The sequence below is a fragment of the Streptomyces sp. NPDC007983 genome (assembly GCF_042958345.1).
Lineage (GTDB): Bacteria > Actinomycetota > Actinomycetes > Streptomycetales > Streptomycetaceae > Streptomyces.
Map to the genome: position 1 here is coordinate 206646 of NZ_JBIBJI010000005.1, position 19133 is coordinate 225778.

13 protein-coding genes and 5 pseudogenes are annotated in these 19133 nt (G+C 67.9%); 10 read left to right on the plus strand and 8 right to left on the minus strand.

What is annotated here, in order from left to right:
• Window positions 1-111: 111 nt before the first annotated feature.
• Window positions 112-1173: a trypsin-like serine peptidase gene (locus tag ACFZCY_RS17960; protein WP_391174203.1), complete on the plus strand. Its 1062-nt coding sequence runs from the start codon at window positions 112-114 to the stop codon at window positions 1171-1173.
• A 309-nt stretch (window positions 1174-1482) separates the two neighbouring features.
• Here the strand turns inward: ACFZCY_RS17960 and ACFZCY_RS17965 are convergent, their stop codons facing one another.
• The 3 genes and pseudogenes from ACFZCY_RS17965 to ACFZCY_RS17975 form a co-directional block, all read right to left on the minus strand.
• A complete protein-coding gene (locus ACFZCY_RS17965) occupies window positions 1483-1719 on the minus strand; it encodes a hypothetical protein (protein WP_391174205.1) in 237 nt (78 codons plus the stop codon).
• A gap of 232 nt (window positions 1720-1951) precedes the next feature.
• Window positions 1952-2563, minus strand: a complete 612-nt coding sequence (locus tag ACFZCY_RS17970; RefSeq protein ID WP_391174208.1) for an ankyrin repeat domain-containing protein — start codon at window positions 2561-2563, stop codon at window positions 1952-1954.
• A 720-nt stretch (window positions 2564-3283) separates the two neighbouring features.
• Window positions 3284-3631 (minus strand): annotated as a pseudogene (locus ACFZCY_RS17975) (transposase); the annotation flags it as partial.
• A gap of 923 nt (window positions 3632-4554) precedes the next feature.
• Between ACFZCY_RS17975 and ACFZCY_RS17980 the strand changes: the two are divergent.
• The 3 genes and pseudogenes from ACFZCY_RS17980 (at window position 4555) to ACFZCY_RS17990 (ending at window position 6586) form a co-directional block, all read left to right on the plus strand.
• Entirely contained in the window at window positions 4555-5670 is a 1116-nt protein-coding gene (locus ACFZCY_RS17980; protein ID WP_391174212.1) for a zinc-binding dehydrogenase, read from the plus strand.
• Window positions 5671-5694: 24 nt separating this feature from the next.
• Window positions 5695-6281: pseudogene (locus ACFZCY_RS17985) on the plus strand (helix-turn-helix domain-containing protein); the annotation flags it as partial.
• Window positions 6251-6586, plus strand: a complete 336-nt coding sequence (locus ACFZCY_RS17990; protein ID WP_391174449.1) for a hypothetical protein — start codon at window positions 6251-6253, stop codon at window positions 6584-6586. The pseudogene ACFZCY_RS17985 and the gene ACFZCY_RS17990, both read left to right, overlap by 31 nt.
• Before the next feature lie 15 nt (window positions 6587-6601).
• On the opposite strand, the pseudogene ACFZCY_RS17995 reads toward ACFZCY_RS17990, so the two are convergent.
• Window positions 6602-7651: pseudogene (locus tag ACFZCY_RS17995) on the minus strand (lyase family protein); the annotation flags it as partial.
• A gap of 49 nt (window positions 7652-7700) precedes the next feature.
• On the opposite strand from ACFZCY_RS17995, the gene ACFZCY_RS18000 reads away from it, so the two are divergent.
• A complete protein-coding gene (locus ACFZCY_RS18000) occupies window positions 7701-9083 on the plus strand; it encodes an FAD-dependent oxidoreductase (protein ID WP_391174215.1) in 1383 nt (460 codons plus the stop codon).
• Window positions 9084-9112: 29 nt separating this feature from the next.
• On the opposite strand, the gene ACFZCY_RS18005 is transcribed toward ACFZCY_RS18000, so the two are convergent.
• Window positions 9113-10063 carry a WYL domain-containing protein gene (locus tag ACFZCY_RS18005; protein WP_391174218.1) on the minus strand — a complete coding sequence of 317 codons (951 nt, stop codon included), beginning with the start codon at window positions 10061-10063 and terminating at the stop codon, window positions 9113-9115.
• A gap of 63 nt (window positions 10064-10126) precedes the next feature.
• Between ACFZCY_RS18005 and ACFZCY_RS18010 the strand changes: the two genes are divergently transcribed.
• Window positions 10127-12361: an ATP-binding cassette domain-containing protein gene (locus tag ACFZCY_RS18010; RefSeq protein WP_391174220.1), complete on the plus strand. Its 2235-nt coding sequence runs from the start codon at window positions 10127-10129 to the stop codon at window positions 12359-12361.
• Window positions 12362-12414: 53 nt separating this feature from the next.
• Here the strand turns inward: ACFZCY_RS18010 and ACFZCY_RS18015 are convergent, their stop codons facing one another.
• Complete coding sequence (locus tag ACFZCY_RS18015) at window positions 12415-13152, minus strand: winged helix-turn-helix domain-containing protein (RefSeq protein ID WP_391174222.1); 738 nt, start codon at window positions 13150-13152, stop codon at window positions 12415-12417.
• Between the two features lie 383 nt (window positions 13153-13535).
• On the opposite strand from ACFZCY_RS18015, the gene ACFZCY_RS18020 reads away from it, so the two are divergent.
• The 4 genes and pseudogenes from ACFZCY_RS18020 to ACFZCY_RS18035 all read left to right on the plus strand — a co-directional run.
• Window positions 13536-14033 (plus strand): hypothetical protein, encoded by a 498-nt coding sequence (locus ACFZCY_RS18020; protein ID WP_391174224.1) that lies wholly within the window; start codon window positions 13536-13538, stop codon window positions 14031-14033.
• Window positions 14034-14854: 821 nt separating this feature from the next.
• Window positions 14855-15895, plus strand: coding sequence for an aldehyde dehydrogenase family protein (locus tag ACFZCY_RS18025; RefSeq protein WP_391174227.1), 1041 nt, complete (start codon window positions 14855-14857; stop codon window positions 15893-15895).
• Window positions 15896-16126: 231 nt separating this feature from the next.
• Entirely contained in the window at window positions 16127-17536 is a 1410-nt protein-coding gene (locus ACFZCY_RS18030; protein WP_391174230.1) for an amidase family protein, read from the plus strand.
• A 163-nt stretch (window positions 17537-17699) separates the two neighbouring features.
• Window positions 17700-17817, plus strand: a pseudogene (locus tag ACFZCY_RS18035) (transcriptional regulator); the annotation flags it as partial.
• A 56-nt stretch (window positions 17818-17873) separates the two neighbouring features.
• Here ACFZCY_RS18035 and ACFZCY_RS18040 read toward each other — a convergent pair.
• Both ACFZCY_RS18040 and ACFZCY_RS18045 read right to left on the minus strand, forming a co-directional pair.
• Window positions 17874-18439, minus strand: a pseudogene (locus tag ACFZCY_RS18040) (aldehyde dehydrogenase family protein); the annotation flags it as partial.
• Window positions 18440-18577: 138 nt separating this feature from the next.
• Entirely contained in the window at window positions 18578-19048 is a 471-nt protein-coding gene (locus tag ACFZCY_RS18045; RefSeq protein WP_391174232.1) for a DJ-1/PfpI family protein, read from the minus strand.
• Window positions 19049-19133 lie beyond the last annotated feature (85 nt).

Consider the following 19133-nt stretch of genomic DNA (forward strand, 5'->3'; position numbering starts at 1 on the left):
CTCATGATTTGTTCGTGGAAGGCTGCCTGCAACTCCATTCTTTCGACGGCCCGGAGTCCCCGCCGGCCCGGCTTGCGACCCTCCCCGTTCGGAGCGGATCCTGGAGGGAGAGTGGTTGGCGGCCTGCGCCCCTGCTCCGACGCATCGGCCGGTGAGGGTGCGGCGTTGCTGTTCGCCGGCCGGATCGGACTGCTGAGGAGCACTGTGATGAGTCCTCATCATCAAGAATTCCTAGGTGATCAGATTCCTCCCGACACGCTCGCCGAAGTCCAGGCACGGCGCCCGGTCCTCGGTACGGGAGCAAGGCCGGACGAGCTCCAGGAAGTGGCCATGCACCGCGTTTCCTACGTACCGTCGACGGACGCGCCGCAAGTGCGAGTGGAACGTGTGGAAGGCGAGTCCCTCTGGCGCGTCGCGGTTCCCGTGGACAGCCATTTCAATGGCGTCAGACCCCTGCGCGCACTCCGGCGCGTACCAGCCGAGACGATCGCACGGGAGATCGATTCGAAGACCTCCTTCACGGGTTTCCGGCCCTCGTGGAGTGACATCGTGTACGTCCCCCGGCGCCCCGCCTTGGACCGGTCGGACCTCCTGCGTCGATTTAACGGGACGCGTGTGACGCCGCTCTGGGTCTTCGGCAGGGACGACCGATGGGCATTCCGCGACCCCGCCTGGCCGTGGGGGCTGGTGGGCCGGATCTTCAACAGTGAGGGCTATTCAGGAACGGGCGCGCTGGTCGGAGACCGGATCGTCGTCACCGCCGGGCACATGGTGCCGTGGAAGGGGAAGGATCCCTGGATGCGGTTCGTCCCGGCCTACTACGACGGCACGTCGCTCTACGGCGCCGGCGTCGAGTCCGATGCCGCGGAGGCGTACGGCATCGACACCGGCGGCCACGTGGCCGGCTACGACTGGGCGATCCTCAGGCTGTTCGATCCGCTCGACTCCTGGCTTGGCTACTTTGGTTACAACGGCTATGCCGAGCCCTGGGAAGACCAGCCGTGGTGGAGCGTCATCGGCTACCCGGGCGCCATCGCGAACGCGAACAGGCCTTCCTTCCAAGGAGGTGTCTCCGTGACGGATCTCGATTCGGATGACGCCGGTGGGGCCGAGCTCGAATCGGACACCGCGGACATATCTTCGGGCGACTCCGGCGGGCCGATGTTCGGGTGATGGGGCAACGATCCGCGCCTCATCGGTGTCGTGAGCGGCCAGGAGGAGTCTGACTTCCTCGGGTGGCCTTCGACAAGGACAACATCATGTCTGGCGGGAACGGCTTCACCAATCTGCTGGCCTGGGGGCGCGCCAACTGGAAGTGAGGCGGCCCGGGGGAGCGAGCGGTCCGAATCTCCGCAATCCCGCTGACCATCACCGCGCCCGCCACCCCGGCGCCCGCGCCGAAGGTCCGCGAGGTCAGCTTGTCCTCGATCACTCAATCAGACCAACGACGGCGCCCCGGACACGGAAACGGGACTCGTCCGGCTACCCACGACCGTCTCGCGTGCGAGAGGTCTCGGTGCCGGCGGCGACGGCACCGTGGATGGCGGCCAAGGCGCGGGCGACGTCCAGGAGCCGGTACGCCTGCGAGCGGCTGATGCCGAACTCCGCACCGCAGTACGCCTCCCACGAGCCGTAGCCGAGCGGGAGCCACACCCGAGCGGTGTGAGCGTCGCGGACCCGGGCGGCCAGCACCGCGACAGAGCGCCGGACATCGTCCATCGCCTCCGCAGCCCGGCCGTCACATCGTCCTCCGTGCCAGCGTGCCGGACCAGGGCGAACGGAAAGCACGGCCGTCAGCACCACCTCACACCCTCACAGATCACCGTGTCTACCTGGGGAAATAGGCTGTGCGCCGCACAGATCCCACAGGGCACGCACGGGTGCCCGGCCGCTGAGTGTCCGTTGACATCGAACCTGGTCTGTTTGTCAGCGAAGTTGGACGGCTGGTGGTTCAGTCCTCGATATCCGCAGCGTGCAGGGTGTCGATGATGAGCGCGTACTTCTCTGCGGCCTCCGGATACCGCTTGGCGCCTGCGCGGGCCCCGCTCAGTGCCTTCGCTGTTGGTGTCGCACCTCGGGCGAGCAGTTGGTGCACCATCTGCACCTGGCCGAAGGCGGCCGCCCACTCAAGGGGTGTCTTGTCCTTCATCACCCCGTTGATGTCCACTCCATGGCATAGGAGCACATCCACGGTCTGCGGGTGCCCCTGCTCTGTGGCCGTTGCTGCCAGCACCAGTGGCACGTAACCCATCCTGCCCTGGGCACCGGTGGGGGCGCCGGCGTCAAGAAGGACCTTCACCACTGCCGTGTGCCCGCGCATCGCCGCCAGGCACAGCGGCGTCAACTCGCCGTACTCTCCTGCCCGCTGCCGCAGATCTGCTCCCGCAGCAAGGAGCACACGAACAGTCTCGGTGTGCCCAGCCTGCACCGCGAGGTCCAGCGCGGTACGCGTGCGCCCAGCGCTAATCGGGGCATCCACCTCGGCACCGGCACCCAGCAGGTGCGCGACCAAAGCTACGTCGCCATCGCCTGCAGCTCGTGCCAGCTGATCCGCTATGTCCATACCTTGATCATGCCTGGCCTCCAACTTCGCTGACGAACGGTCCGGGCTCGATGGCACAGGACACTTAGCACGGACGCCGTGCCGTGGACACCGACCTGCTGCCCAGCGCGCGAGGGTTCGTACAGCACTCCTGCGAGTGAACGAGGGCCCGAGTAAGCCGTGGGCGAGGCCGAATCACCGGTACCGTACGGAGCAGGAGCCGAGACAGCCATCCCGGGATCGTTGTCCCTGCCACCCCAACGCGCGGAGGGCCATCAATATCCGCGGCACGGAACGACCCCCGCCGACAGAATCACGTTGTGGGGCCATCGCCTTGGAACCGAAGGAGCCGCCGTTGCGACCGCAGGCATCGGCGATGCTGCGGGTGGTGGTGACGTTCCCGGTGAGGCCGCCGTCGGCGGCGTCGGGCATCGGCATCAGCACGATGTTGCTCCGGCCGGCCCTCAGCATGCGCGCCGAGCCGTGCGGGGAGTAGCCCAGTTCGGCGACCGCGCTCAGCACCCGGGACTGGCGAATGGTGCCTGTTCGAGCTGCCTGCGGAGGATGTCCTTGCGCGGTGGCCCTTCCACGGGCCTGACGATTTCCGTTGCTCCACGCCCGCATTGGGCCCAGGCCGTGGTGCTCATCAGGACGACGAGACAAGAGATCCCTCGGGCAGCCTGTCTGCATCCTCGACCAGTTCCCGGCCGAAGCCGGCCGGCGCCGGTCACGCCGGTGCGCGAGCACCACAGCCAGACCGGTTTCGGGGTTGCCGGAGTCCATGACGATCAGGATCTCGGGATCTCCCGGCTCCCACTGCCCGGCGTGGATCAACCGCTCGACAGCATCGCGGGCTGCCATGACGGCGGTCGCGTCGTCGGTGGGCCCAGGACGCACGGCGTCCAGTAGCGCGACCCAGGAGGTGCGGCCCGTTTCCAGGGCGGCGACGAAGGAGTACGGCCATCCCGGCACGAACTGGTCCCTGCTGCGGGCACCGCGTCCGCAGACGTGGCAGAACAGCCGGTCGTCGCTGGTCGGGGCGCCCCGGTCCAACGCCGCGTACGTAGCACCGTGCCCACGCCGGTGCTCAACCGCCGGCGGGGAAGCGCGACAAGGCGTCCAACGCCTCGCCTGCGGGCCCTGGGACGGGGAGACTCATACGCAGCGGCCGTTCTCTCATGCTTCGTTACTCGACATCTCGAAGCGTGGAGAACGGCCGCCTCCGCTGTCGCGGAAAGAACCGCAGATCAGCAGGTCGGTTGACAGGCGAGGCTGAACGTCAGGCTCAGGCAGTCAGGCGAAAGCCGCCAACTCGCGAGGCCGGCAGCCGTGCATGGATGCACCCCCGCCCGGCCACCGTTCGGTGCACGGCACCGCCAGGACGCATCCGAAGGGGGGTGGGCGTGACGCGATCCTGCCCCGGTATACGCGGTTCGCTCCGGGGTAGACGCGGGGCAAATGCCGCTCAAGGGCGGCGAGTGCGATGAAAGAGCCCTACATGGTCATTCCACTTGAGAATCAGGCGGCAGACGAGCAGGGCCTGGGTGAGCACGCCACGCTGCGCTCTGACGTGGCCTGGGACAGCGGAGTGGCCCACGCCGCTGAGGCACGCCGCGTTGTGCGCGCCTTTCTCGCCCGCGTCCCGCTGAGCGGCCCGCCCGCCCGTGCCGGCCTTTCTGGCCCTGGACGCAGAACTCGTCGTCAGCGAACTCGTCACGAACGCGATATGTGCACCCGGCCCATGCGGGCCGATCCTGCAGTTGTGTGACCGCGAACTGGCGATCACCGTGTGAGACACCTCCACCGCCGAACCGACGGTGAACCAAGGCGACCGGCACCGCTTCGGCGGTCACGGACTGCACCTGGTGCACGCCGTCAGCGACAGAGCCGTCCTCGCATCCCGTGCCCCGGGAAAGCGGATCACCGCCCAGACGCTGCCCCGTTCCCACAGGGCCCAGGAGGCAGGCCCTCATCCCATCCACGTGTAACGCAGCAGAGAACAGGACGAGCAGATGACCAGAACCTTCGCCGCCGTTTTAGAGGCACCATGTGCCGCTTTCGCTCTCCAGGAGATCCAACTCGACGAACCGCACCCGAACGAGGTGCTGGTTCGCATGGTCGCGGCCGGGCTGTGCCACACCGACCTCACCGTCCAGGCCGGCCACCTCCCGTTCGCCCTTCCCGGTGTGCTCGGTCACGAGGGTGCCGGAGTGGTCGAACTCGTCGGCGGCGATGTGAACCGAGTCAGGCCGGGCGATCATGTCGTCCTGTCCTTCACCTCCTGCGGGCGGTGCTCCCACTGCCGCGCCGGCCACCCCGCCTACTGTGCGACCTGGATCCGTGCCAACATCTTCAACGGCGGAGTCCGCACCGACGGAACCCATCCGCTGAGTCGCGACGGGCAGCCGATCGGCGGGCGATTCTTCGGCCAGTCCTCCTTCTCCACCCATGCCCTGGCCGACGAACGCAGTGTCGTGCGTGTTGACGACGACATGCCGTTTGAGCTCCTCGCCCCCTTGGGCTGCGGTATCCAGACGGGTGCCGGGACCGTGCTGAACGTCCTCAAGCCGTCTCCCGGCAGCTCGCTGGCCATCTTCGGAGTGGGCGCGGTGGGCCTCGCGGCACTGATGGCGGCAGCCCTCAATCCCCTGGGTACCGTCGTCGCCGTGGACAGGGTCAAATCCCGCCTGGCCCTGGCCGAGGAACTCGGGGCGACGCACACGGTGAACGCGGCCACCGACGACGTGTCCGCGGTGCTGCGGGAAATCACCGGCGGAGCGGGCCTGGACTACGCGATCGACACCACGGCGAACATGACCGTCCTGCGCTCCGCGATCGACTCTCTCGGCCCCCTCGGTACCTGTACCGTAGTCGGCGCGGCTCCCAAGGGGACCGAGCTGCCCGTGGACGTGACCGACATCCTGGCCGGCAAGAAGATCGTCGGAGTGACGGAGGGCGACGCCGATCCGGAGGCTCTCATCCCGCTGCTCATTGGCCTGTACCGGCAGGGCCGCCTGCCCCTGGACAAGTTGGTACGCCAGTACTCCATCGCCGACATCAACACGGCGGCGGCCGACGTGCACCACGGCGAGACCATCAAGCCGGTTCTGGTCTTCGACCACGAGTGATCGGCCGGGGCGTGCCCTGAGCCTCAGGGCAGGAAGAAGCTCACCCGGGGGCGGGAGACATACTCCCGGCTCATGCAGCAGGGTGTGAGCAGCCGGGAAGCGCGCCGGATCGTCGGGATCGGCAAGCGGAGCGGCCAGAAGTGGCACAACGGGCGTCACGCATACGGAAACCGGAAGGCGCTGCCACCGATCAACGCGGCGGCAGCGCCTTCCGGACCGTCCCGATAGTTACGCGAGGAAGACCGCATTCACATCGCCGACCGGCCGCGGGAGAAGGCGACCGTGCGGTCGATCGCCGCGGAGCTGGGGCCGCAGCCCGTCCACGGTCAGCCGGGAGATCCGCCGTAACCGGCACCCGGCAGGCGGCCACTGCCGCCCTCACACGGCCCGGGCCCGAGCCGATGCCCACCGGCCCCGTCCGAAGCCCGGAAAGACCGGCCAGAACCCGCAGCTGCGGGACTTCATCCGTCTGCCAGGCTCTCTACGTCCAGGGCCGGGGTGAGCTGCGCGGCGAACTCACCCGCGCTCTGCGCACCGGACGGGCCCGACGCCAGGCCCAGCAGCGCCACATGATCAGTGAATGGCCGACGGAAGCGGCGGATCGGGCCGTGAGCCATTCCACCCGTCCGGGCTGGACCTGTCCAGCTCTGCCCTGCGCTTCCTAACTGCTCGTCTGCGGGAGCACCGCCGCGTGCTCGGTACCCGCTGGCGGCGCCTGAGCACCGGCTGGCAGGCCCTGCTCACCCTCGCCCACCTGACGTTCGTCCTGTGCCTGCGTATCCTGCAATCCGCCCTGGTCTATGTGAACCCCCTGATGCTCCAGGGCATCCTCGGCGAACCGGAGTGGCCGGACCTCCTCACCCCTGCCGACCGGCGCGGCCTGACCGTCCGCTTCGAACCCATCGCCGCGGCTTGAGCCGGGGGCCTCACGTCATTCTTGTGTCAGCCCCATCCCGGTCCGAGAGGTCATGCAGTTGGCGAGGAGGGCCGCGAGTTCTTGTGCGGCGAGCAAGGTCGGATAGCGGTCCTTGATCCAGTGAGGGCGGAGCCGGACGCGGGCGACTTCGGCGAGGATGTCGAGCCCGGTCTCCTCCCTCCTGCCGTTCGGAGTCGGGGCCGGCATGCCCTCGAAGCTTTGGGCCCAGACGAAGCAGGCGTGTGCCAGGGCGGTGCGGCGGGGCCCGGGAGCCGCACCGAACAGTTTGTGCAGCAGGCCGAAGGCGGTGCCGTCGGCGGGGGTGCCGTGAAGCATCGCGGCGATTTCCTGCTCGGCACCCTGGGCTTGCTGTCTGATGCGCTCGGTCAGCTGGTCGAGCGCACGGTCGAGGAGTGTCCGGTCCGGGGCGGGGCTCGTGAGGAGTTCGGGATCGCACAGGATGTGCGCGGTCGCTGGGTCGGCGATGTTGAGTTCGACCGTTGCCTCTTCGATTGTCCGGCCGGTGGCTGCTGCGAGGTGGGCGACCCGGGCGCCGGCTTCGTGGCCGTAGAAGGCGGCGACGATTGCGGACAGGCCCAGGGAGCGTTCTGGTTCCATGAGGTGGTCAGGGCGCATGCCGTGCACGCAGCGGTCGGTGAGCAGACGGGCGGCGGCGGTGAGCAGGCCGCAGGAGTCCAGAAGGTTGGCGGCGATGACGGTCTCCCAGACGTTGAGGTCCGGATCAGCGGCGGCCATGGTGGCTGTGACCGCTTGGTCGTTGCCGCGGACCTGGAAGCCGATCTGGATCACGGTCTCGGGGACGGCGGGGTTGACCTTGCCGGGCATGATCGAGGAGCCGTCTTGGAGGGCTGGTAGCACCAACTCGCCGAAGCCGCCGCGCGGGCCCGAGGCCAGCAACCGGAAGTCCTGGGCGATCTTCGCGAGCTGGACAGCAGCGTTCCTGATCGTCGCAGCAGTGCTCAGGTGGTCACCGTGCTGTAACTGGGCCAAGGGGGCGGGGTGGGCGCGTACCGGTAGCCCGGTCACCTCGCCGAGGTGTCGGTGTACGGCTTCGTCGAATCCCGGCGCGGCGCCGACGCCGGTGCCGACGGCCGTGGCGCCGAGCGGTCACGTCGTCATCGTGGGGGCGGGTCTGGCCGGCCTCGGCGCCGCGTACGAGCTGACCAAGCAGGGCACGCGCGTCACGGTGCTGGAGGCGTCCGGCCATCCGGGTGGCCGGACCAGGACCCTGCGCGCCCCGTTCGCCGACGGTCTCCAAGCCGAGGCCGGCGCGATGACGGTGACGAACCAGTGCGACGACTACACCGTGCACTATCTGCGCGAGATGGGGGTCGAGACCGAACCGAGCGACCTCGTCGGCACGGACTTCTCGTACTACCGCGACGGCACGCGCATCCGGCCGGACCAGACGGCGGACCACGCCGCCCTCCTGGGCCTGCACCCGGACGAGCGGGACCTGACCATCGAGGAGATGGTGGCCAGGTACGTCACAAAGCCGAACAAGGACATCGGCCCGGAGGTCCTGGCGCCGGTCTGGAGCCCGTCGCCGCGGCTGCTGGAGCTCGACCAACTCTCGGTGCGCGAGGTGCTCCAGGCCCGGGGCGCCTCCGCCGCCGCGATCAGCCTGATCGAGCCGTACTTCCTGGAGATGCGCGGGAACGAGCTGGGGACCGCGTCGGCCATGGCGTGGGCACGCTACGAGTCGGGCCCCTGGTCCCTGTCGGCGCCGGGTGCCGATTGGCGCAAGATCAAGGGCGGTACGGACATGCTGGCCCGGGCCCTGGCCGACAGGGTCGCGGATCATGTCCTCTACCGGGCGCCCGTGATGCGGATCGCGCAGGACGACCACGAGGCGCGGGTGACCTTCCTCGACCGCAACCGGCTCCAGACGCTCACCGCGGACCGCGTCATCGTCACCGCGCCCTTCGCGAGCATACGCCACATCAACCTGGGGATGGCCCGGCTGTCCCCGGAGAAGCACGCGGCCATGCGCCGGATGCGGTACGTGTCGGCCACTCGCGTCTTCCTTCAGATGCGCAGGCAGTTCTGGCCGGAGAAGCAGCTGATGCTGTCCACCGACGGCCCGGTCCACACCGTGCGTGACGCCATGCCGCGGCGGCCGGCGGGACGGAAGATTCTCGAGTGCTGGTTCAGTGGTTGGTCCGCTCAGGCGGTGGCGAGCATGGGCCCGGAGGAGCGCGTCGATTTCGCGCTGGACGAGGTCGAGCCGCTTCTCCCCGGCACGCGCGCGAACTTCGAGCTCGGCACGTCCTTCTCCTGGGACAACGAGCGGTACATAGGGGGTGCGTACGTGCTCCCGGAGCTGGGCCACCACGCGGTGATGGAGCACGCACGGCGCCCGGAGGGACGGATCCACTTCGCCGGCGAGCACACCTCCTACGAGCCCAATGGCGGGTCCATGAACTACGCGCTGGAGTCCGCCGTCCGGGTTCTCCTCGAACTGTCGGGCTCGTGATGTCGCGCGCCGCCGGGACGGCGGGCCGGTCACGCACGGCCGAGGCGGGCGCCGAACCGCCGCAGCACCTCGCGGAACTCCGCGGGCTCCTCGACGCGGAAGTCGGCGTCGAGGAAGGCGAGACGCGGCAGGAGCCACTGCCAGGAGTCGAGCATGAGGACGGCATGGGTCCCGCCTCCGGCGGCCGCCGTGAGGTCGATGTCCTCATGCGCGAACGCGTCCGCCACCTCCGTCATCGGGGCGTCGATCGTCACCACCACACGCTGCCGGTTTCTGTTGATGCCCTGGCGGAGGTAGTCGACGCCGGTCCCCGCGGGCAGCGCGTGCGGTGCGAACGTCCTGCTCTGCGCCTGGAGTTCACTGACGCGGTCGATGCGGAACACACGCCAGTCCTCCTTGTCCGTGTCCCATCCCAGCAGGTACCACCTCAGGAGCAGGTGGATCTGGCGATAGGGCTCGACCCTGCGCGAGGTGGCCGTCCCGTTCGCGTCGACGTAGTGGAACGTCACGACGCGCTCGTGCGTGATCGCTTCGGCGAGCGTGCTCATCGTCTCCGCGCTGATGCTCGGCGTCGGCGTCGGCGTCGTCTCCAGGCTGGTGCGCAGCGCGGCCACGCGGGGGCGCAGCCGCTTGGGCAGGTACTGATCGACCTTGCCGTAGGCGCGGATCGCCGCGTCGTCGACGCTGCCCTCGCGCGCGTTGCCGGTCGCGCCGAGGGCGGCCAGGCCCAGGAGGGTCGCGATGGCCTCGTCGTCGTCGAGCAGCAGCGGGGGCATGGTCCGCCCGGCCGTGAGCCGGTAGTAGCCGCCCGGGCCCGGCTGCGTCTCGACCGGGTATCCGTAGCCGCGGAGCCGGTTGATGTCGCGCCGCAGGGTGCGCGGGGGGACGTGCAGCCGGGCCGCCAGCTCCTCACCCGTGAACGTCTTGCCCGACTGCAGCACCACCAGCAGAGCGAGGATGCGTTGCATGACATCGGCCATGACCGCATCGTCGCAGACAGTCGCGGCCACTTTCCGTCCACATCTCACGGTACGGTCCTGAATATGTCCAAACGAGCGATCCAGATCAGGCGAGCCCGTACCCACAACCTGCAAGACCTCGACGTGGACGTGCCCCGCTCACAAGTCGTGGTCTTCGTCGGCGTGTCGGGCTCGGGCAAGTCGTCGCTGGTGTTCGACACGATCGCGGCGGAGGCGGGCTACCAGCTGCACGAGACGTTCCCGCCCTACATCCGCAACCGGCTGCCGAAGTGGCCCCGCCCCGAGGTCGGCGAGATCGAGGGGCTCTCCCCGGTGGTGGTGATCGACCAGCGGCGTCTGGGCGGGAACGCCCGCTCCACGGTCGGCACGATCACGGACACCTGGACCTACCTCCGGCTGCTGTTCTCCCGGGTGAGCACACCGCACGTCGGCGAGTCCAGCCACTTCTCCTTCAACGACCCGGCCGGCATGTGCCCCACCTGCTCGGGCATCGGCGAGGTCGTGGCCAGCGCCGTCGACCGTTTCATCGACCTGGACAGGTCGCTGAGCGAGGGCGCCGTCCTGCTGCCCGGGTTCGCCGTCAGCGGTTACTGGTACACGAACTTCGCCGACATCGGCGTCTTCGACGTCGACAAGCCGCTGCGCCACTGGAGCCGGACCGAGCGGGACGCGCTGCTGTACGGCATCGGGTCCGCCGGGTCGCTGGCGAACCGGCTTCCGAAGGGCTACCAGGGCATCGTCGAGCGGTTCGAGCGCATCTACCTGCGTACCTCCGACGACATGAACGACCGCAAGAAGGAAGCCCTCGCCAAGTTCACCCGTTCCGAGGTGTGCCCGGACTGCTGCGGGGACCGCCTCAACAAGGCGAGCCGGGCGGCCACGGTGCTCGACCACACCATCGGCGAGATGGCGCGGATGGAGGTCGATGAGCTCGCGGAGCTGGTGACGGGCGTGACCGACGCAACCGTGGCACCGGTGGTGGCCGCGCTGACGGAACGGCTCCAGGCGATGATCACCATCGGGCTCGGCTACCTCCACCTCGGCCGCGCCACCACGACGCTCTCGGGGGGCGAGTCCCAGCGGATCAAGACCGTCAAGCACCTGGGCAGCAGCCTCACCGAGATGCTCTACGTATTCGACGAACCCACCGTCGGACTGCACCCCCACGACATCGCCTCCATGACCGAGCTGCTCAAGCAGCTCCGGGACAAGGGCAACAGCGTCCTCGTGGTCGAGCACGACCCCGCCGTCATGGCCATCGCCGACCAGATCATCGAGGTCGGGCCCCTCGCGGGCGCACACGGCGGAACGCTCGTCTACCAGGGCAGCTTCCGTGGCCTCCGCACGGCCGGCACCGCCACGGCGGCGGCGCTGTCACAGCGCCGCCGCGTCAAGGACGATCCCCGGACGCCGCGGGGACACATCACCGTGGCCGACGCCACGCGCAACAACCTCAAGAACGTGACCGTGGACATTCCGATGGGTGTGACAACCGTGCTCACCGGCGTGGCCGGCTCCGGGAAATCCAGTCTCGCGAGCGAACTCGTCGCCCAGCACGACGCGGTCGTGATCGACCAGAAGCAGGTCAGCACCAACCGCCGTTCGACCCCCATCACCTACACCGGGATCGCGACCCCCATCCGTAAGGTTTTCGCACGCCACAACCAGGTCCCAGCCGGCCTGTTCAGCGCCAACTCCGATGGCGCCTGCCCCGAGTGCAAGGGCCTCGGGTTCGTCACCACCGACCTGGCGTTCATGGAGGATCAGGAGACGGTCTGCGAGACCTGCCAGGGGCGCCGGTTCACGCCCGAGGTCCTGAAGTACCGGGTCGACGGGCTGTCCATCGCCGACATCGACGACCTCACGATCACCGACGCCATCGACCGGCTCTCCGATCGCACGGTCACGAAGGCGCTGCGCCACCTCGACGAGGTCGGCCTGGGCTATCTGCGGCTCGGCCAGCCCCTCACGTCTCTCTCCGGAGGTGAATGCCAGCGCGTGAAGATCGCCAAGGAGCTCCGGGACTCCACCGGGCCGACCCTCTACATCCTCGACGAGCCCACTACCGGCCTGCACCTACGCGACATCGACACCCTGCTGAGCCACCTCGACAGCCTGGTGGACCACGGGCACACCGTCGTGCTGATCGAGCACAACCTCGACGTCATCCGACGGGCCGACTGGATCATCGACCTCGGCCCCGGTCCCGGGAAGCACGGCGGGCAGATCCTCTATCAGGGGCCCGTCGCCGGCATCACCTCCACGGCCACCGCCGACGCGCTGTACGAAACCGTCTGACCCCGTCGCCACGGCACCGCCCGGGACCACTGCACGACCCCGAAAAGGGTCTTCTAGTCACCTGTTCTCAACTCACCCGATATCATCTCATTGCAGAATCTGAAGCCGATCCCGCGCACCGTGACGATCCACTGCGCAGAACCGAGCTTCTTGCGGATGCTGCTCAGGTGCGTGTCTATCGTCCGGCTGGCCAGCGACGTCACTTCCGGGTCCGTGTTGTCGTAGGCCCACACGCGCCGCAGCAGCTCGGACCGGGAGAAGATCTTCCCCGGCTCGCCCGCGAGAAGGTGGAGGATCTCGAACTCCGTGCGGGTCAGTGCGATGAGTTCGCCACCGACCCGGACCTCACGCAGGTTGGGATCGATCTCCAGTTGGTCAGCGACCAGTAACGGTTGGGGTTTGGCCCGCACTCTCCGCAGCAGTGCTTCAAGACGCGCCATGAGCTCGCGACTGGGATAAGGCTTCGTAATGCAGTCGTCACACCCTATTTCCAGAGCGAGCACCCGGTCGAGCTCGTCCTTGGAGAAACCGATCATCGGGACGTGACTGGCCTCGCGGATCCTCTTGCACAGCGTGAGTCCGTCGAAATCCTTGAGGTCGAGATCAATGAGAACGACGTCGAAGTCGTGGGCGGTAGCCATTGCCTGTACACCCGTCTCAGCCGCTTCGGTACCGAAACCGTGGCGTTCAAGGTCCTTGACCATCACCTCTGCACCTTCGCAATCCGCAACGACCAGTAATCTCACTTCTTGGTCGATCAACACTTCCTCCTGTCTCGTCGATGCGATCATGACGGACCGACCCTCTGACATCGGGTTCGCGGCACGCGATGATCGCGGCCCAATGACACGTACCCCGCCTAGCGGATTTCGAACAATCCCGTCTGACCGTGCGTTTCTTGCCACCCTGACGCGCCATATTCCAAGATCTCTTGCCGCAATCGACAGCCAGTGGAGGAACGTGAACGGCATCGGAAGATTAATTGATCACGGACACACTTCCGTTACGAGGTGCACAATGGCGACACGAACGCACACTTTCCAAAAACGCATTCTCGCGACGCAAAGACGGTTGCTTCTCCAACCGGGCCAGCGATAAGCTATCACTGGCATCAGGATGGACTCCGGCCAGGCATGGAAGAAACTGACTTCAACTGTCGGCCTCATAACCACTCTTGACCAACGAGGCGTCAACATCATGTCGGCTGAGTGGTCCTACTACGTCAACAAGAACCCCTCTCTACGTATCCGTTGCGCACAGTCCGCGTGCCGACACGCGCGCAGCCCTGGAAGCCGGCGGTGAATTCGGGCTGACACTCTGCTCGGCGGGCCAGGCGGCCCTCGCCGACTTCGCCGGCAGCTTCTCGACGCCCGATGTGGACAAGTCAGCCGGCGAGCTGATCAGCTTCGGGCAGCCCGCCGGCACCGCCACGCCCTGGACCCAGGGCGTGGCGGTGCCGGCACTGGAGTGCGACGAGTGGCACGTGTGGCTACTGCCGCCGGACCGCACAGAAATCGACCTCGGCACGCATCCGTCGCCGGCGTACGGAGACTTCCTCGGCGATTTACCCCTGCCGACTTCCCCTGACGCCCAGCCGGGCACCCGGATCCGGGTGGAACGCCCGGGCGCGCAACCCGGCTACGCCACCTTTGGCCCTTTAAGTCACGGCTGACCGAAGGCGGGTTTGAGCCTTGTCGTGGCAACACTGTCACGACTTTGTCAGCGCCGTCAGGCCGCTCGGCATCCTGTGAAGGTTGCCGGTGAACTCCCGGACCCTGCGGATACGATTGAGAGATCTACTGATGGAAGAATTCGAGGCCACATCATCCGCACATCCATGATGCGCTCTCAAGAGGAAAACCACAGACCAGGACGGCTCAGCAGCAGGGATAATTCTCTGTAGCCGTTGACAGGTCAGAGTCGCGGCAGAGGAGAAGAGAGACATGGCACGACCACATTATTTTTTGGCGTATCTTATTTCTTTACACCTCAGGCCTGACATATTTTTCTTGAGGCTAGCTCCTCCCACTCTGCCAGGTCAATCTTCAATCAAGATGTTGGCTTGGATTGTTCGCCTGCACTCAACCAACGGAGCTTCTCCAGTTGGTGCAGAACCTCAACGACGCCCGCCATGAAGGGCGGCCTCACCCCGATCAACCTGATGAGGACCGCCTGGGGCACCCGTGTGACGCGACCGATGTCGAGCGCCGCGCACCAGCTCACCGGCGGCGCCGACGACCCGATCCCCGTCGAGTCCCGGCCGCATCGACCAGTCCTTGGCGACAACCAAGTACTGGAAGGCAACTGTGACCACCTTCGACCTCGATGGCCACACCCGCCCGGATGATGACCGCCCCAACATACGGAGTCCTGCCATGAGCCGCACCGCCCTCCCCCTGCCCGTGCGCCATCTGGCCCAGATCCACGCCGACGGCACGTGGAAGACCGCCACCAACACCGAGACGTCACCCTGCTGGACCCGGTTTCTCCCTGATGAACAATGTCGACGCCCCGGCGATGGTCCTCCGCTACTACGCGGGCCTGTCCCGTGGGCTGGAACAGGAGGAGACCCGCATCTCCGTCGGGCCCGGCAGCCGGACCGTCGTACGGCGTGAGCCGATCGGCGTGGCGGCTGTCATCCCGCCGTGGAACTACCCGGTGTTTCTCGCCATCACCAAGATCGCACCGGCGTTGGCGGCAGGCTGCACTGTCGTCTTCAAGCCCTCGGTGGAGACCTCGCTGAGCGGCGCCCTGCTGGTCCGGATCGCGCAGGAGGCCGGGCTGTCGGCCGGCATCGACAAGGTCGCCTTCACGGGCGCCACCTCCACCGGCCGCCTCATCGGTGCCGAGTGCGGCGAACGCCTCATCCCGGCCAACCTCGAACTCGGCGGCAAATCCGCGGCGATCGTCCTCAACGACGCCAACCTGGAACACACCCTGCAGGGGCCGGCGTTCCTGTCGTTCCTCAACACCGGGCCCGGCCGCTACGACCGGATCCTCGACGGTCTCGTCGAGATCACGCAGCAGCAGGTGATCGGCGATCCCCTGGGCCCGGCGACCACGACCGGACCGCTGATGAGCGCCCGCCGGCGCGAGAAGGTGGAACAGCACGTGGCTTTGGGCGTTGCGGAGGGGGCCAGGCTGGCGACCGGGGCCGCCGCCCGGACAGCCCGGCCACGGGCTGGTTCTACGAGCCGACCGTCTTCGGGCACCTTCGGAGTCAACGGATACCCGCCCGACATCGTATCCAGGGTTGCTCACACCAGTGACCACGTCCACGACCACGGCGGTGATGGCCGACGGCGCCGGTGCCCTCCTATGGCGCAGGAAGAGGAGCGGGAGGGTGCGATCGTCGGCCTGGTGACGCGGTTCTGCGACACGTCCTGGACGGCTGTCAGCCATGCCGCCGGCAGCTGTGACCAGTGGGACATAAGCGCGACAGCAGTGCGGGTGCCGATAAATCATCCACGCAGCTCAGGCCGCGTGCTGGTACTCGTGGAGTGCTCCGCCGAGTCGCGGCCTGGCGTCGCCTGAGCAGTTCACGATGCCAGCGCAACACCGTGTCGGGCCGGACCAGCAGCAGGAGGTGCCGCAGCCTGTCTCGGACCTGCTCTCTTTCGGACCCGACTGGGATGGTTTCGCGGAGGACCTGAAGGCCCGAGCCGCCCGCCTGGAGAGCTGAACTCCCCGACCGGTGCCGAAACGGCCGCGACCGGCCATCCTGCGGGTACCTTGATCTTGGCGGCTGGTGGAAGGGGCAGGTAGATGTCCGAAAGCGACATCTGTTATCTGGACGCGACCGCGTTGGCGGAGCTGATTGCCACGCGGCAGGTCTCCGCGGTGGAGGTGGTGCGGGTCTTCCTGGCTCGCATGGAGGCAGTCAATCCGCAGGTCAACGCCGTGGTGACGGTCCTTGGCGAGCAGGGGCTCGCCGCGGCACGCGCCGCGGACGAGACCATGGCGGCCGGCGACGCGGTGGGTCCGTTGCACGGTGTGCCGTTCACCGTCAAGGACTCGCTGGACGTGGCGGAAGCGGTGACCACGCGCGGCTCGGCACTGTTCCGGGACCATGTCCCGGTGGCGGACGCCACCGCGGTGGCCCGGCTACGGGCGGCCGGTGGCATTCCTCTGGCCAAGACGAACCTGCCCGAGTTCTCCTACTGGACCGAGACCGACAACCTGATCGTCGGCAGGTCCCGCAATCCGTGGAACGGCGAGCGGACTCCGGGTGGCTCCAGTGGCGGTGAGTCAGCCGCCATCGCCGCCGGGATGTCGCCGCTGGGACTGGGCAGTGACGTGGCCATCTCCGTGCGCGGCCCGGCCCACGACACCGGCATTCTCGCCCTCAAGGCGACCAGGGGCCGGGTACCGATCACGGGGCACTGGCCCCGGGTTCCCAGCCGCTACTGGCACGTCGGCCCGATGGCGCGCAGTGTGCGGGACATCGCCACCGCGTTTCGGATTCTCGCCGGGCCCGACGGTGTCGACGGTCACGTACGGCACTCGCCGCCACACGCGGAGGGGCCGCGGGCCCTGGCCGGGTTGCGGGTGGGCTGGGCGGGCGAGCCCGCGTTCGGCCCGGTGGACCACGAGGTGATGGCCACCGTCACAGCCGCCGCCGACGCGTTGCGGGAGCTGGGCTGTGCGGTCGACCCCGCACCGCCGGCCGGGCTGGAGGCGATCGACGCGACCGAGTTGAGCGCGGTGCTGTACACCGCCGAGGTGGCGCCGTACTTCCGGCAGGTGGTTGCCGACCGCGAGTCCGAAGTACACCCCGTCATCCGGCGGACGATCAGCGCCCCGGAGGTGGCACCCGCCGACTACGTCACCGCACAGCAGCAGGTCGACGCGCTCAGCTCGCTGTTCGCCGCATACTTCGAGCGCTACGACGTGCTGCTGTGCCCGGTGTGCCCCGTCCCCGCCCCACCGCATGCCCAGTCGACGTTCCGCGTCGGAGACGTGACCGTTCCGGCGCGCGGCATCATGCGCGCGACCGTTCCGTTCAATCTCACCGGCCTGCCCGCCCTGTCGTTGCCGTTCGGGACCACCACCGACGGTCTGCCGATCGGTGTTCAGCTCGTCTCGCGCTGGTATGACGAGGCGAGCGTCCTGCGCTTGGGCGCAGCTTTGGAGACGATCAGCCCCATCCGTCACCGCCGTCCTGACCTGGGCTGACGTGGGGACTGTGGCGTCGCGCGCCACCGCGAGGAGGCACTCCTGGACAGGCCCGATCTGTGGGTGGGACCATCGCACCCACCCACAGGTTCGTCCTCCGGACCAGCCTTCCCGTTGTGAAAGCGAGAACCAACTCGGCGACTATCTGCGCGCCCGCCGTGTGATGACGTTGCCGCGGGATGTCGGGTTCCCTGACGGCGGTTCCCGCCGAGTTCCCGGTTTGCGGCGGGACGAAGTGGCATTGCTCGCCGGGGGGCACTGACTACTACATCCGGCTTGAGTAGGGCCGCGAGCGGAACCCCTCTGACCAGGTGCTCCAGGAGATCGCTCGGGCGGGCGTGGACCCGGTGAAGGACAGTTTGCGCAGCCTGCGGTCCTGGAAAAGGGGCTCGGTGACAGCGGCGGCACGGGTGGTGGGGATGACGTTGAGGACGCCGTCGGGCAGGCCCGCGTCGGTGAGCACACCGGCGAGTGCGGCCGTCGTGAGCGGTGTCTGCGGGGCGGGTTTGACGATCATGGTGCGGCCGGCCGCCACCGCCGGTCCGATCTTGCGCGCGGGCATGGCCAGTGGTGCGTTCCACGGTGTTATCAGCAGGTGCCTGCTCGGGTGATCAGCAGCGCGAACTCCTCCTTGCGCTCCAGCAGGAGGTCGTGAGCCTGGCGCAGTATCTGCCCGCGGCGACGCGGCGGAACGCAAGCCCATGCGGACTGCGCCGCATGCGCGGCATCGAGGGCGGCTGCCGCATCGACCGGTGAGACGTCAGCCACCTCGCACAGCGTCTGGCCCGTCGCGGGGTCCTCCACCGCGAACTTCGGGTCTCCCGCTGCCGGCCGCCACTGGCCGGCGATGAGCAGCCCCTTCTCCACACGACCGATGACGTCATGCGGTGCGGTTGTTTCCATGGGACGCTTCTTTCTGGAATCGAGAGGGTGATTCCGCCAGTGACGCTTGAAGAATGGGCCCTCGCGGGGGCAAGGGCGCACTCGTGTGTCCGGGCAGCTCAGATGGTGCGAGGTGCGGACGGCTGATGCGGAGCTGTGTCAGCGGAGCGCGGCGATCATGTCCTCGGCCATCTTGGCGCTGGAGGCGGGATTCTGGCCGGTGAACAGGTTGCCGTCGGTGACGTTGTGCTGCTGGTAGGCCGTACCACCGGTGTGGATCGCGCCCATCTCCCGCAGGCGGGAGGCGAGCAGCCACGGGGCTCCTTCGGCGGTGCCGAACAGCTGCTCCTCCTCGTCGGTGAACGCCGTCATCCTGCGGCCGGCGAAGAGCCAGTTGCCTTCCGCGTCCTTGGCGCTCAGCAGTGCGGCCGGACCGTGGCAGACAGCACCGATGAGCTTGCCGCCCTTGTCCGCCTGAGCCAGCAGCCCGCCCAGGTGGGCGTCATCGAAGAGGTCGACGACCGGGCCGTGACCACCGGGCAGAACCACCGCAGCGTAGTCGTCGATGTCGACCTCGTGGAGCTTCAGCAGCGGACCGAATGCCTTCAGCGCCTGCTGGGCGTGCTCCACGTGGCGGCTACAGTCCTCTCCGGCGACCTGTGCCGCTCGAAAAGTCATCGCCGCAGCTGAGCGGGGTGCGGTCAGTTCGTTGAGA

What these genes read in the sequence shown, in the direction of transcription:
- ACFZCY_RS17965 (WP_391174205.1), bottom strand. Translation starts at nt 1,719, where the DNA reads ATGGACGATGTCCGGCGCTCTGTCGCGGTGCTGGCCGCCCGGGTCCGC.
- ACFZCY_RS17970 (WP_391174208.1), bottom strand. Translation starts at nt 2,563, where the DNA reads ATGGACATAGCGGATCAGCTGGCACGAGCTGCAGGCGATGGCGACGTA.
- ACFZCY_RS17980 (WP_391174212.1), top strand. Translation starts at nt 4,555, where the DNA reads ATGACCAGAACCTTCGCCGCCGTTTTAGAGGCACCATGTGCCGCTTTC.
- ACFZCY_RS17990 (WP_391174449.1), top strand. Translation starts at nt 6,251, where the DNA reads ATGGCCGACGGAAGCGGCGGATCGGGCCGTGAGCCATTCCACCCGTCC.
- ACFZCY_RS18005 (WP_391174218.1), bottom strand. Translation starts at nt 10,063, where the DNA reads ATGGCCGATGTCATGCAACGCATCCTCGCTCTGCTGGTGGTGCTGCAG.
- ACFZCY_RS18010 (WP_391174220.1), top strand. Translation starts at nt 10,127, where the DNA reads ATGTCCAAACGAGCGATCCAGATCAGGCGAGCCCGTACCCACAACCTG.
- ACFZCY_RS18015 (WP_391174222.1), bottom strand. Translation starts at nt 13,152, where the DNA reads ATGATCGCATCGACGAGACAGGAGGAAGTGTTGATCGACCAAGAAGTG.
- ACFZCY_RS18025 (WP_391174227.1), top strand. Translation starts at nt 14,855, where the DNA reads ATGAACAATGTCGACGCCCCGGCGATGGTCCTCCGCTACTACGCGGGC.
- ACFZCY_RS18030 (WP_391174230.1), top strand. Translation starts at nt 16,127, where the DNA reads ATGTCCGAAAGCGACATCTGTTATCTGGACGCGACCGCGTTGGCGGAG.